A 13,929-nucleotide genomic window follows, 5' to 3' on the forward strand; every position below is an offset into this window, starting at 1 on the left:
GTTTGTCTTTTTACTGATGCAAAGGTAGCCGATATGCGATGCAACCCGGTTGCAAAGTTGGGGTAACAACGAAAAGAGGCCCGACAGCGAGTGTCGGGCCTCCGTGTGAGCATGATATTGTGATTATTTAGATCTCCAATGTCCGTGCAGGTTGCAGTATTCGCGTGCGTACACGTTCTTGCAATCGGTGTAGAACACAGCCTCCGGCTTCTCGCCCGGCTTGAGGTGCTTGCGCTGAACCTTGTCGCACTCAACCAGTTCGATCCACTCGATGTAGTGGTTTTCGAGCATCGGGTGCTCAACTTCGCCCACTTTAACTCTGTAGCCGCCCTCGATAGGCTCTACAACGGGCACGTGCTTCTCTGTAGCAGCGTCAACGGTGTTCTCTGTAAGCAGCTCCATGGGCTGTCCGCAGCACGACAGTGTGCCTCCTGCCTCGTGCATAACTTCTACTATGTTGCCGCATACGGCACAGCGGTAAACTTCTTTCAACTTTGTCATGATAATACTCTTTTTTAGTTGTTTAAAACTCTTGTTCGTAAGATACGGATAGTTTCTGTATCTGATACAAAGTAACTAAAAATATCTGAGAATCCGTTTCTTTTTTCGCCATATTTTTGTTTTACCGGCGTTTTTTATGGTTAAAACACTTATTAATTCTTATTTTAACTATACCCGTGCCTCATTCTGCATGCTGTCATGTCTGTTTTCGTATGCCCGAAAACAACCTGCATTCTGCCGCCTTTCATGCTGTCGGGATATGGCCTGCGTGCAGCCGTTTTCCGAAAGGTGGCCTTTTGCCTTCTGAAAGACCACATATTGCACGCTAAAAGGCCACCTTTTAGAAGCTAAAAGATGGCCTTTTGTAAGTCGTTGAATATCAGGCTTGTCGGCGGCTTGCCCGTCGTGGCTGTTCCGGTTGCCGCCGGAGCGTCTTCTGCCTTATGTCTCTGCCATATACAGCTTGAGCTCTTCGGGCGTCATCCTGCGGTATATGCAGTAGAGTTCCGTGGGCCCTTCGCCGTTGTTTCCCTGCAGTCTTCTGATTATTCTCATTTCGTGGTCGTTGAGAGTGATTATCCTGAAGCCCCTGTCGGCATCGGCGGCAAGCTGGAAACTGTTGGCCCTGTACGTGTATCTGATGCTCTCGCAGGCCGTTGCCGCAGCCTCGCCCTGCTGCGTCATCCATGTTATGGTGTCGGCGGCGATGAAGCAGCTGTATGCCATGTCTTGCCCGTTGTCGCTGTATATGTTGGCCACGTCGTATCTTCCGGCCATCTCCATCCTGTGTGCCTCGGTGCATTTCCATCCTCTTCCCACGGCGTAGCGGCTGAAATATTCGCTCGTTATCCTCATCTGTTCAGGCAGAGTGGGGTACTTGTCGTTGAGCGAGTCGAGGTCGTAGGGATGGTCCTTTATGCATTCTGCAAGTTCGGTGCTGCTCATTGCCCTGTATGTCGAGTAGACATAAATCTTCTTTCCGTTGCCGTCGATGGCCTGGTATTTTATCAGTTTCATCTCGTTCTCGTTGAGCGATATTATCTTGAACATCTCTTTTCCGTCGGCCATGAGGCTGTTGGAGCCTTCGTCGTAGGTGTAGCTCCTCTTGCGGTATCCGCTTATAGGGTAGGCGTCGATGTACGAGTAGGTGGTTACGCTGTCGCCGCTGAACGAGTAATCCGAAGGACTTGCGCCCACCAGGCCGCTCCAGTATTCTTCTTTCTCGAACGTTCCGTTGCTCTTTATCTCGTGCGACTCAACGTGCATCCATCCCTTTCCGTTGAGAGTAGCGGTCACATATTCCGCCGTCATCTGCTGCGGTATGGGTATGTTGAAGTCTTCATCGTCGCTGCATGCGGTCAGGGCCGACATTGCGAATGCCAGCAAAAGCATCGTAAAGATATTCAGGTTTTTCATAAGCATTGTGTTGAAAGTAACATCTGCAAATATAATGTTTTTCTGTTTAGATTGTAGCTTATCTGACATAAAAAAGCGAAAAAATGTTTCGTTTTAACAAAATATCCGCCGTCTTGCCCCTCATTCCGCATCCCGCAGGCGCTTCAGGAGCGCTGCCGCCGGGGCATGCTGCTGCCGCATAAATGACGCAAAAGAGCCGGCGGACAGCCTGTGCACGGTCTGTTGTCGTGCTGCTGTCCGCCGGCTCCGTTATGTCTTGCGCTCCCGCTCATGCCTGCCGGCTTGCCGGGCCGCTGTGTCTGTCGGTTGTCAGAAGCTCCTGAGCCATGCCTTCAGCTCGAGCTGCATCTCGTTGTGATACTTGAAGCTGTCGCGGTTGCCCCATCCGTGGCCGCCCGATGGATATACATGGAGCGTGGCCGGCACGTCGTGGCGGTAGAGCTCAATGTAGTAGTTCACTCCGTTGGCCGGCAACACCACGCGGTCGTCGTCGCTCAGGGCTATGAATGCGCGCGGCGTCATGCGCGACACGTGCAGGTCGTTGCTGTAGCTGTTCTCGTCCTTTTTCCTTGCGTTGCTGCCCAGCAGGTTGTCGTGCGAGCCCTTGTGGGTAATGTCGGGCATCATGGTTATCACCGGATAGAACAGTATCTGGAAGTCGGGGCGCGCGTCCTTGGCTGCATGCGTGGCAACGGTAGATGCCAGATGGCCTCCTGCCGACGAGCCCATTATGCCCACGTCGTCGGGATTTATGTTCCAGTTGGCGGCGTTGCGGCGCACCAGTCTGATGGCCTCCTCAGCGTCAGATATGGGCACATCCTTCTCGCCGTGCGGCATTCTGTATTTCAGCACGATGGCAGCTATGCCCATGTTGTTGAAGAACGGCGCCCAGTCGTAGCCCTCATGGTTCATGGCCAGATGCTGGTAGCCGCCTCCGGGGCATATCACCACGGCGCGTCCCGTGGCCGATTTCTTTTCAGGAAGAAACACCTTGACCTTTGCCGTGTCGCCCGCGTCGCTGCTCTTCACGGCCGAACCGTTGGGCCAAAGGTTTATTTCATAACTCTGTTGTGCGCTCATGTTGAGGCTCAATGCCAGCATCGCTGCCGCAAATAATAGTTTTTTCAGTGTCATTGTTGTAAGGAATGATTGTTAATGCCTTGTTTTTTGTTAATTTATTCAAGGCGTTTTTGCAAATATACTGATTTTTTTTGTAATATTGCAGTCTGTTTGATTATTATAACAAAATATAAAACAGACAGATTATGCGTAAACTATTTTTAATGATTTCAGCCCTGTTCCTGATGCACGCAGGCATGCAGGCAAAGGTCAGGCTGCCTCATGTCCTGGGCGACAACATGGTGATCCAGCAGGATGCCGACGTGCGCCTGTGGGGCAGTGCCAAGCCTAATTCTACGGTGAAGGTCAGCGTGTCGTGGAGCGGCGATGCCTATTCGGCAAAGGCCGACCGCAAGGGCGAATGGCAGCTGACGGTGAAGACGCCCAAGGCTGACAACAAGCCGCTCACCGTTAGGTTTGACGACGGCGACGGCGAGGTGGCCCTCAGCAACCTGCTTGCAGGCGAAGTGTGGGTGTGTGCCGGACAGAGCAACATGGAGATGCCCATAAAGGGATTTGAAAACTGCCCCGTAGAGGGATATAACGACGTGGTGGCCGATGCGGTCAACTCATCGCTGGTGCGCTTCGTGAAGATACCGAGCGTGATGAGCATGACGCCGCTCAGCGACGCCAACTGCGAGTGGAAGGTGTGCAGCCCCGCAACGGTGGGCGACGCAAGTGCCACGGGCTACTTCTTCGCACGCAAGGTGAGCCGCATGCTCAACGTGCCCGTGGGCCTTATCATGGCCAACAAGGGAGGCTCGAAGGTGGAGAGCTGGCTGACAAAGGAGAACCTGAAGAAGTATACCGACGAGCCTGTTGACTCGCAGGCCATAGTGAAGAAGTATCCTGCCGACTATCACCGCGCCCTGATGTGGGGCAACGGCACATTCAGTCCGATACTGAAGTACACCGTGAAAGGCATTCTCTTCTATCAGGGATGCTCTAACGTCGGCGACCCGGGCAACCAGTATTCAGACCGCCTTGCGCTGCTGGTAAAGCAGTGGCGCGACGCCTTCGGCTGCGGCGAGATACCGTTCTACTTCGTTCAGATAGCACCTTACGACTACGGAAACGTTGACGGCGACTGGGGCGCAAAGCTGCGCGAGCAGCAGGTAAGGGCGCGCGACATAATACCAAACAGCGGCCTTGTGTGCACCAACGACTGCGTGTATCCGTGGGAGGCGCGCCAGATTCATCCCGCACAGAAGCAGAAGGTGGGCGAGCGCCTGGCTTTCCTCGCGCTGAACAAGACCTACGGACAGGAGACGATATTGTGCGAGAGCCCTGAGTTTAAGGAGCTTAAGATAGAGGGCGACACATGCTGCATAAGGCTGAAGAACGACTACGGAGGCGTAAGCCGTCTTGACGACATGCAGGGATTTGAGGTGGCCGGCGCCGACAAGGTGTTCCATCCAGCCAAGGCGAGCTACAACAACGCCAGGGGCATAGTAGTAACCTGTCCTGAGGTTAAGGCTCCCGTGGCCGTGCGCTACTGCTTCAAGAACTTCCAGCTGGGCAACGTGGCCAACATGGGCGGGCTGCCCCTGCTGCCTTTCCGCACTGACAATTGGTAAAAAGACTATATCAAGCTTCACGGCCCTGCGCGGCCGTGGAGCTTTTTTAATGTAAAACGCAGAGATATGAATCTATTGGAAAAGTTTGAGTATTGCCCCGTTTGCGGCAGCTCCCATTTCGAGAAAGACACGCAGAAGAGCAAGAAGTGCAGCAACTGCGGCTTTGAGTATTTCATGAATCCGGCGGCCGCCGTGGTGGCATTCATCACCAACGACAAGGGCGAGCTGCTGGTAGAGAAGCGCAACAACGAGCCTGCCAAGGGCACGCTCGACCTGCCCGGCGGATTTGCCGACGTGCTTGAGACGGCCGAGGAGAGCATCATGCGCGAGGTGAAGGAGGAAACCGGGCTCACCGTTACCGAGGCACGCTATCTGTTCAGCCTGCCGAACGTATACCGCTATTCGGGGCTCGACATACAGACGCTCGACATGTTCTTTGCCTGCAAGGTGGAAGACGCGTCGCAGCTCAAGGCCATGGACGATGCCGCCGAGTGTATGTGGATAGCCCCTGAGGACATCCATACAGAGCTGTTCGGCCTGCGCTCTGTGCGCCAGGGCCTTTATGAGTATCTCAACATCGACGGAAACAGACGCTGACGGCAGCGCTGACGTCGGGATACGGCAGCCGCCCTTTGCAACATATTGAGTTTCAGTGTGTTGCAAAAGGCGGCTTTTTAGCTTCCAAAAGACCGTCTTTTACAAGGCGAAAGGCCACCTTTTGCAGTGCGTTTTGCCGTCTTTTGCAAAACGTGCTGCCGGGGCCCGGCCTTCGTGCGCATATATGTAAACATATTTCATGCCTGAGATGCCCGCAGCAGCTATGCCGGGCGGTTTTACATATTGATACGTGTAAAATACTTAAAAGTTATGCAAAAAACTAAAAAAACAGAAAAATAGCCTATTATATAAGGTGTATGAAAAAGTTTTGCTTACATTTGCGCCCTAATTGAAAATATAAACCGTGATGCAGAAAAATCTTGTAATTGTCGAGAGTCCGGCAAAGGCCAAAACGATAGAAAAGTTTTTGGGCAAGGACTACAAAGTTATGTCAAGCTACGGACATATACGCGATTTGAAGAAAAAGCAACTCAGCATAGATATAGACACTCTTCAGCCCGACTATGAAATACCTGAGGAGAAGAAGAAACTCGTAACCGAGCTGAAGAACAACGCGCAGAACTCTGAGAAGGTGTGGCTCGCATCCGATGAGGACCGCGAGGGAGAAGCCATATCATGGCACCTCTGCGAGGTGCTCGGACTTGACGAGGAGAAGACCAACCGCATCGTGTTCCACGAGATAACAAAGCCCGCCATACTCGAGGCCATAAAGCATCCGCGCCACCTTGACATGAACCTTGTCAACGCGCAGCAGGCGCGCCGCGTGCTCGACCGCCTTGTGGGCTTCAAGCTTTCGCCCGTGCTCTGGCGCAAGGTCAAGCCGGCCCTGTCGGCAGGACGCGTGCAGAGCGTTGCCGTAAGGCTCATCGTTGAGCGCGAGCGCGAGATACAGGCGTTCAAGAGCGAACCTTATTTCCGCGTGAGCGCCATATTCGGCGTTGAGGCACCCGACGGCTCTATGTCGGAGCTGAAGGCCGAGCTCGACAAGCGCTTCAGCACGCACGACGAGGTGATGGCATTCTTAGAGAAGTGCAAGACAGCCGGATTCACCGTCAGCGCGATAACCAAGAAGCCGCTGAAGCGCACACCGGCGCCCCCGTTCACCACGTCAACCCTGCAGCAGGAGGCAGCCCGCAAGCTGGGCTTCACCGTGTCGCAGACCATGATGGTGGCGCAGCATCTGTATGAGAACGGACGCATAACCTACATGCGTACCGACTCTGTCAACCTGTCGTCGCTCTGCATCAACTCGAGCAAGGAGGAGATAATAAAGCTCTGGGGCGAGGACTACAGCAAGCCGCGCCAGTATCACACCCACTCTAAAGGCGCGCAGGAGGCACACGAGGCCATACGCCCCACATACATGGAGAACACCGAGATAGACGGCACGCAGCAGGAGAAGCGCCTCTACGAACTGATATGGAAGCGCACGGCAGCATGCCAGATGGCCGATGCGCAGATAGAAAAGACCACCGTGACGATAAGCATCGACGGAACGGAAGAGCAGTTTGTGGCAAACGGCGAGGTAGTCAAGTTCGACGGATTCCTGAAGGTTTACCGCGAGTCGTTCGACGATGACGACAATCAGGAGGAGACATCACACATACTGCCCCCGATGACCGAGGGACAGACGCTGCAGCGCCGCGAGGTTACGGCCACACAGCGCTTCAGCCAGGGACCGCTGAGATACACCGAGGCAAGCCTCGTGCACAAGCTCGAGGAGCTGGGCATAGGCCGCCCGTCAACATACGCCCCGACCATAAGCACCATACAGCAGAGAGAGTATGTGCAGAAGGGCGACAAGAAAGGAGAGGAGAGACAGTATATCGTAGACGTGCTCCACGGCAACGTGGTGAGCGAGAAGACCAAGACGGAGACCGTGGGCAACGAGAAAGGCAAGCTGCTGCCCACTGACATCGGCATGGTGGTGAACGACTTCCTGCTGAAATACTTCCCGACGATCATGGACTACAACTTCACGGCTAAGGTGGAACAGCAGTTCGACACCATTGCCGAGGGCAAGTCGCAGTGGACATCCATGATAAAGAACTTCTACAAAGACTTCGAGCCTACCGTAGAGCAGACCATGAACACGCGCGAGGAGCACAAGGCCGGAGAGCGCGAGCTGGGCATCGACCCCGCAAGCGGCAAGCCCGTGTTCGTAAAGATTGGCCGCTTCGGTCCCGTCGTTCAGATAGGCAAGGCCGAGGACGAGGAGAAGCCGCGCTTCGCACAGATGCCGTCGGACAAGAGCATCGAGACCATAACTCTCGAAGAGGCGCTCGAGCTGTTCAAGCTGCCGCGCACGCTAGGCGAGTTCGAAGGCTCGTCCGTCATAATAGGCGCAGGCCGCTTCGGCCCCTACGTCATGCACGCCAAGAAGTATGTTTCGCTGCCAAAGAACGAGAATCCGCTGACCGTTACGCTCGCCACGGCCATACAGCTCATAGAGAGCAAGCGCCAGCAGGAGACACAGCGCCACATCAAGGCCTTTGAAGAAGAGCCAAAGCTCGAGGTGATGAACGGCCGCTACGGCCCTTATCTGGCCTACGACGGCAAGAACTACCGCCTGCCGAAGAACCTTCATGACAAGGCCGCAGAGCTGTCGCTCGAGGAATGTATGGAAATCATAAACACATCAAAGAAGAAATAACGCCGATGACAAGAATCCTTATCATTGGATATATGGGTGCCGGCAAGACCACCCTGGGCAAGGTGCTGGCCAAAGATCTCGGCCTGCAGTTCTACGACCTCGACTGGTATATCGAGGGCCGCATGCACAAGACGGTGGCGCAGATATTTGCCGAGCGCGGCGAGGAAGGCTTCAGGACGATAGAGCGCAACATGCTCCATGAGGTGGCTGAGTTTGAGGACGTCGTGATAAGCTGCGGCGGAGGCACGCCCTGTTTCTACGACAACATGCAGTATATGAACGCGCAGGGCGACACAGTCTATCTGAAAGCCTCTCCCGAAGTGCTCAGTGCACACCTCAAGATGGGCAAGACGGAGCGCCCGCTCCTTAAGGGCAAGACTCCCGAAGAGCTGCGCGACTTCATCACCTGCCAGCTTGCCGCCCGCGAACAGTACTATACACAGGCCCGACACGTGTTCAACGTCGAGGTGCTTGACAGTTATGATAAAATACAAACATCCGTAACTAATCTGCGGACATTGCTTAATATTTAAATTTTACAGCCCTGATGAAAAAATGGACCATTGAAGACTCTAACGAGCTCTATAACATGAGCGGTTGGGGAACATCCTATTTTGGTATTAACGAAAAAGGCGACGTGTATGTCACTCCGTGCAAGGACGACACACAGATTGACCTTCACGACGTCATGGACGAACTCTCGCTGCGCGACATCACACCGCCAGTGCTGCTGCGTTTTCCCGACATTCTCGACAACAGAATCGAGAAGACATGGAGCTGCTTTAAAAAAGCTTCAGACGAATACGGGTTTACAGGAGAAAACTTCATTATATATCCCATCAAGGTTAACCAGATGCAGCCGGTCGTTGAGGAGATTATCAGCCACGGACGGAAGTTCAACCTCGGACTCGAGGCAGGCAGCAAGCCCGAGCTCCACGCCGTCATAGCCGTGCAGTGTCAGAGCGACTCGCTCATAATCTGCAACGGATACAAGGACCAGAGCTACATAGAGCTGGCTCTGCTGGCACAGAAGATGGGCAAGCGCATATTCATCGTGGTCGAGAAACTCAACGAACTTGAGATTATAGCCAAGGCCGCCAAGAAGCTCAACGTAAGGCCTAACCTCGGCATACGTATCAAGCTTGCCTCGTCAGGAAGCGGCAAGTGGGAGGAGAGCGGCGGCGACGCAAGCAAGTTCGGACTGACAAGCTCTGAGCTGCTCAAGGCCCTCGAGATTCTCGAAAAGAAGGAGATGAAAGACTGTCTGCGCCTTATCCACTTCCACATCGGCAGCCAGATAACAAAGATACGCCGCATACAGACAGCCCTTAGAGAGGCCTCGCAGTTCTATATACAGCTGCACAAGATGGGCTATAACGTTGACTTCGTTGACTGCGGAGGCGGACTTGGCGTCGACTACGACGGCACACGCTCGCCCAACAGCGAGAGCAGCGTCAACTACTCTATACAGGAATACGTCAACGACTGTATCTACACATTCGTTGAGGCTGCCAACCGCAACGGCATTCAGCATCCTAACATCATAACAGAGAGCGGCCGCTCGCTGTCGGCTCACCACTCAGTGCTCGTCATCGACGTGCTCGAGACGGCTTCATTGCCGGAGATGGACGACGAGTTTGAGCCGGGAGAGGCATCTCATCCGCTCGTAAAGGACCTATATGATATATGGGACAACCTTAACCCGCGCACCATGCTCGAAGACTGGCACGACGCCGAGCAGATACGCGACGAGGCGCTCGACCTGTTCAGTCACGGCATAGTAGACCTTCAGACACGCGCCGAGATTGAGCGTATGTATTGGAGCGTGTGCCGCGAAATCAACTCTCTGGCAAAGAGTCTGAAGCATACGCCCGAGGAACTGAAGAATCTCGACAAGATACTTGCCGACAAGTACTTCTGCAACTTCTCGCTCTTCCAGTCGCTGCCCGACGCCTGGGCAGTCGACCAGTTGTTCCCGATCGTGCCGCTGCAGAGGCTCAATGAGCGCCCCACACGCAGCGCAACGCTGCAGGACATCACCTGCGACAGCGACGGAAAGATAACCAACTTCGTCACCAACCGCAACATCTCGCATATCCTTCCGGTACACACTCTGCGCAAGAACGAGCCTTATTATCTCGGCGTGTTCCTCGTTGGAGCTTATCAGGAGATACTCGGCGACATGCACAACCTGTTCGGCGACACCAACGCCGCACACATAACGGTGAAGGACGGACGCTATCACATCGACCAGATATTCGACGGCGAGACCGTTGAAGAGGTGCTCAACTACGTTCAGTACAACCCGAAGAAACTGGTAAGGCAGCTTGAAGTATGGGTAACAAAGAGCGTCAAGCAAGGCAAGATTTCGCTCGAGGAGGGCAAGGAGTTCCTGTCTAACTATCGCTCAGGACTCTACGGATACACTTACCTCGAATAAAATAACAGAGCAGAGAGCCGATGCCATGGTGTCGGCTCTTGTTTTTATTACAGGCGCAGACGCTCACATGCCGTGCAGTAGGATGCGCCATTGCTGTAAGATAATATGATGAAAGAGAAGATAACAGTAGTGAAGGTAGGCGGAGCCGTTGTTGAAGACGAGGCTCGCCTTAGCCGTCTGCTCAGCGACTTCAGCGCCATTGAGGGCCGCAAGGTGCTCGTTCATGGCGGCGGTCGCCGCGCCACGGCCGTTGCCTCACGCCTCGGCATAGAGAGCAAGATGGTCAACGGTCGCCGCATAACCGACCGCGACATGCTCGAAGTGGTTACGATGGTCTACGGCGGACTGGTCAACAAGAACCTCGTTGCGCGCCTTCAGGCCAACGGCGTTGACGCCATCGGACTTACAGGTGCCGACATCGACGTGATACGCTCTCACAAGCGCCCCGTTAAGGACGTCGACTACGGCTTTGTAGGTGATGTTGACCGTGTGGACGGACATAAGCTCCGCACGCTCATAGAGGCAGGAATAACGCCCGTGATGGCGCCCCTGACGCACGACGGCAACGGCAACATACTAAACACCAATGCCGACACCATAGCCGCAGAGACGGCAAAGGCGCTAGCAGAACATTACGACGTAACGCTCATCTTCAGCTTCGAGAAGAAGGGAGTGCTCAGCAATCCCGACGACGAAGACAGCGTGATACCGCTCATAACCCGTGCCGACTTTGAGCGTTATGTGGCCGACGGCACCGTGGCAGGAGGCATGCTGCCCAAGCTTGAGAATGCCTTTGAAGCCATAAGTGCCGGAGTTTCGCGCGTCAACATCACCCTTGCCACCGCCATCGACGGCCGTCACGGCACGATGATAACGGAGTAGGGCATGCAGTCAGCACTGCTGATAAAGAAGATTTTGAGAGAAACAGAGCAACACTTAGCATAAAGTCATGCTATGATTTGCGAGACATTGAATTATGTCCGAATGCGCTCTGCAACAGCGCCGTCAGCAGGGCATTGCGCACCACAAGGCAGTCTGCGGGCACATACCGCCCGGCAGAGACTGCAGTCTCTTAATAGCAAATAAACGTTAAAATAGAAAAAAGACCGCATCAGTTTGTAACTTTCGGTCTGTTGAATCGTCATTTAAATAGAGAGCAGATGAAAAATATCAGTTTCCGTAACGATGTTTTGCCGTTGAAGAACGTGCTCTACCGCCTCGCCTTGCGCATAACGCTCAACAAAGAGGAGGCTGAAGACATCGTACAGGACACGCTGATGAAGGTCTGGAACAGGCGCGACAGCTTGCAGAACGTTGACTCGATAGAGGCTTTCAGCCTTACGATATGCCGCAACTTGTCGCTCGACAGAATGAAAAGGGCCGGAAACGACAGCCAGCCGATAGGCGATGAGGAGATAGGCTCGGCCGATACGGCCTCTGATCCTTATGAAAGGATGATACAGAAAGACCGCGTCGAACTGGTGAAACGCATCGTTGACAGCCTGCCCGAGAAGCAAAGAAGCTGCATGCAGCTGCGCGACTTCGAGGGGAAAAGCTACAAAGAGATTGCCACTGTTCTCGGTCTGAGCGAGGAGCAAGTGAAGGTTAACATCTTCAGAGCCCGCCAGGCGGTTAAACAAAAATATAAAGAATATGAAGGATATGGACTATAAATACATAGAACAGCTATTGGAACGCTACTGGAAGTGCGAGACAAGCCTCGAGGAGGAGCACATCCTGCGCACGTTCTTCAGACAGAAAGACGTGCCGGAGAGCCTTCGCCAGTACAGAGACTTGTTCTGCTATGAGCACGAGGAGAAGGAGACCGACGTGCTCGGAAGCGACTTCGACGCCAAGATGCTGGCTATGGTCGATGAGCCGGAACCCGTGAAGGCTGTTACGATAAGCCTCAGACAGCGCTTCATGCCGCTGCTCAAGGCAGCCGCATCGGTGGCTATAGTCCTTGCATTGGGCAACGTGGCTCAGGTGATGTTCAACGAAGGCGGACAGCCCGAACCGGCTGTGGCGGGCTTTCAGAAGACTCACAACGGTCCTTCGGTGGCTATGAGCGACTCGGCAAAGACCGACTCGATGAAGCAGGCTTCGGCCGCAACCACCATCTTAAAGTAAGACATATTTCGATGCTTTCTCAATAAATCATGTTTAGTAAAACAAAAAAACGAAACTGTGAAGTTTCAATTCTCTCAAATTTTTCATAACATACTAACGTAAAGAAAAGGAGCCGTTATCTGACAAGAGATAACGGCTCCAGTTGTTTTTACCAAAATCTGTCATTACATCGTATATCTTTCAATGCTGCAATCAGGCAGAAGTTTTAGTCTGTCTGACAGTCATCTGTTGTCGCCCTGCCGTCTGTCTTTATCTTGACTCCGTCTGTTATAAATGCTGAAAAGCATGCGGCGAGAGGCTTAATGTAGAGCGACAATCATGCAGAATGATAATGAGCGGTTTGCGAGAAATAAACGTTTCGTTGCCGACTTTGCGGCCGGCCTTTGCTGTTTGGCCTCTTTCCGGCCGCGCGTCGTTGTATTGATGTCCTTTTAGCAAGGCTATATCTTATTTCCCTTATAATACGTACTGAAGTTGTCTTTGGCGTATCCGTTGTCGAGAACGACGAAACTTGACGCCGTAGCCCCGTCAATTTTCTTCCCTTTGTAGAACACTCTGAAGTTGTCTTTGGCATATCCGCGGCCAAGCAGGGTGAAGCTCGACGCCGTGGCATCGTCGATTCTCTGTCCCTTGTAGAACACTCTGAAGCTGTCTTTTGTATATCCTTCGCCAAGCAGAGTGAAGCTCGACGCCGTTGCTCCGTCCATCTTCTGCCCCTTGTAGAACACCTTGAAGCTGTCTTTGGCATATCCGCAGCCGAGCAGAGTGAAGCTCGACGCCGTGGCGCCGTCTATCTTTTGTCCCTTGTAGAACACCCTGAAGTTGTCTTTGGCGTAGCCTTCGCCGATGACGCTGAAGCTTGATGCCGTGGCACCTTCAACCACCTGACCGCGGTAATACACCTTGAAGTTGCTTACAAGATAGTCGTTGTTGCTGTTGTGATGCCTTCTTTTTGCGTGTGAGCCGTTGTCGCAGGCGTTGCAGTGATGTGTACCGCAGCAGTCGGATTGCGGACACTGAGCGAACGAAAAAGAGCCTGCGGCCAATGTAAGGATGAGTGTCAGGGTTGCTGTAAGTATCTTCATAATGTTAAGCTTTAAATGATTTCCCGTTTTGTTTATATAGACGTATTTAGCGATGAAGGTTTATCTTGTTAATGTATTTTATGCTTTCATGCAGCCTTTGCTGCTTATTTAACCCAAACCACCGTTAGAAATACATGCTTTCTTCTTGCCTGATAATAACGGCTTTTATAGAAAATACCAGACCGTATGCCATGCGGCTGATTATAGGAACAATAGCTTGCTTGCTGCCTGAATGTGAAAATCTCTAACGCCCGGTTTGTGCTTGCTGCCTGCCGGCGCGTCCGTCATACAGGCCGGGGTGTCGTTGTTAGGCCTTTATGCGGCGGTTTATGCCGCCGTGCAGCGCGTTTCGGCCATGCCTCCGAGCCTTTGTCAGCCTATGCAGATGAT

General features: G+C 53.3%; 12 protein-coding genes. 8 read left to right on the forward strand and 4 right to left on the reverse strand.

What is annotated here, in order from left to right:
* Positions 1-123: 123 nt before the first annotated feature.
* The 3 genes from ACZMIG_RS10265 to ACZMIG_RS10275 form a co-directional block, all read right to left on the reverse strand.
* Positions 124-501 carry a desulfoferrodoxin gene (locus tag ACZMIG_RS10265; RefSeq protein ID WP_021856017.1) on the reverse strand — a complete coding sequence of 126 codons (378 nt, stop codon included), beginning with the start codon at positions 499-501 and terminating at the stop codon, positions 124-126.
* Positions 502-942: 441 nt separating this feature from the next.
* A complete protein-coding gene (locus ACZMIG_RS10270) occupies positions 943-1,917 on the reverse strand; it encodes a hypothetical protein (protein WP_487889516.1) in 975 nt (324 codons plus the stop codon).
* 309 nt (positions 1,918-2,226) lie between these two features.
* The gene (locus ACZMIG_RS10275) at positions 2,227-3,051 is read right to left on the reverse strand and encodes an alpha/beta hydrolase (RefSeq protein WP_021856015.1); all 825 of its coding nucleotides are present in this window, start codon (positions 3,049-3,051) and stop codon (positions 2,227-2,229) included.
* Positions 3,052-3,182: 131 nt separating this feature from the next.
* Here ACZMIG_RS10275 and ACZMIG_RS10280 point away from each other — a divergent pair, with 131 nt between their 5' ends.
* The 8 genes from ACZMIG_RS10280 to ACZMIG_RS10315 all read left to right on the forward strand — a co-directional run bounded on the left by ACZMIG_RS10280 (position 3,183) and on the right by ACZMIG_RS10315 (position 12,454).
* Positions 3,183-4,613, forward strand: coding sequence for a sialate O-acetylesterase (locus ACZMIG_RS10280; RefSeq protein WP_487889517.1), 1,431 nt, complete (start codon positions 3,183-3,185; stop codon positions 4,611-4,613).
* Positions 4,614-4,679: 66 nt separating this feature from the next.
* Positions 4,680-5,210 (forward strand): NUDIX hydrolase, encoded by a 531-nt coding sequence (locus ACZMIG_RS10285; RefSeq protein ID WP_021856013.1) that lies wholly within the window; start codon positions 4,680-4,682, stop codon positions 5,208-5,210.
* Between the two features lie 367 nt (positions 5,211-5,577).
* Complete coding sequence (gene topA / locus ACZMIG_RS10290) at positions 5,578-7,884, forward strand: type I DNA topoisomerase (RefSeq protein WP_487889518.1); 2,307 nt, start codon at positions 5,578-5,580, stop codon at positions 7,882-7,884.
* A 5-nt stretch (positions 7,885-7,889) separates the two neighbouring features.
* A complete protein-coding gene (locus ACZMIG_RS10295; RefSeq protein WP_021856010.1) occupies positions 7,890-8,417 on the forward strand; it encodes a shikimate kinase in 528 nt (175 codons plus the stop codon).
* A 14-nt stretch (positions 8,418-8,431) separates the two neighbouring features.
* Entirely contained in the window at positions 8,432-10,324 is a 1,893-nt protein-coding gene (gene speA / locus ACZMIG_RS10300) for a biosynthetic arginine decarboxylase (RefSeq protein ID WP_021856009.1), read from the forward strand.
* Between the two features lie 108 nt (positions 10,325-10,432).
* Positions 10,433-11,206 (forward strand): acetylglutamate kinase, encoded by a 774-nt coding sequence (gene argB / locus ACZMIG_RS10305; protein WP_302023186.1) that lies wholly within the window; start codon positions 10,433-10,435, stop codon positions 11,204-11,206.
* 278 nt (positions 11,207-11,484) lie between these two features.
* Positions 11,485-11,997 carry an RNA polymerase sigma factor gene (locus ACZMIG_RS10310; RefSeq protein ID WP_021856007.1) on the forward strand — a complete coding sequence of 171 codons (513 nt, stop codon included), beginning with the start codon at positions 11,485-11,487 and terminating at the stop codon, positions 11,995-11,997.
* Positions 11,987-12,454 carry a PG0215 family putative anti-sigma factor gene (locus tag ACZMIG_RS10315; protein WP_053397786.1) on the forward strand — a complete coding sequence of 156 codons (468 nt, stop codon included), beginning with the start codon at positions 11,987-11,989 and terminating at the stop codon, positions 12,452-12,454. The genes ACZMIG_RS10310 and ACZMIG_RS10315 overlap by 11 nt, the downstream gene beginning before the upstream one ends.
* Positions 12,455-12,894: 440 nt before the next feature.
* Here the strand turns inward: ACZMIG_RS10315 and ACZMIG_RS10320 are convergent, their stop codons facing one another.
* The gene (locus ACZMIG_RS10320) at positions 12,895-13,539 is read right to left on the reverse strand and encodes a DKNYY domain-containing protein (RefSeq protein WP_487889519.1); all 645 of its coding nucleotides are present in this window, start codon (positions 13,537-13,539) and stop codon (positions 12,895-12,897) included.
* Positions 13,540-13,929 lie beyond the last annotated feature (390 nt).

The organism is Xylanibacter sp. (assembly GCF_057607445.1).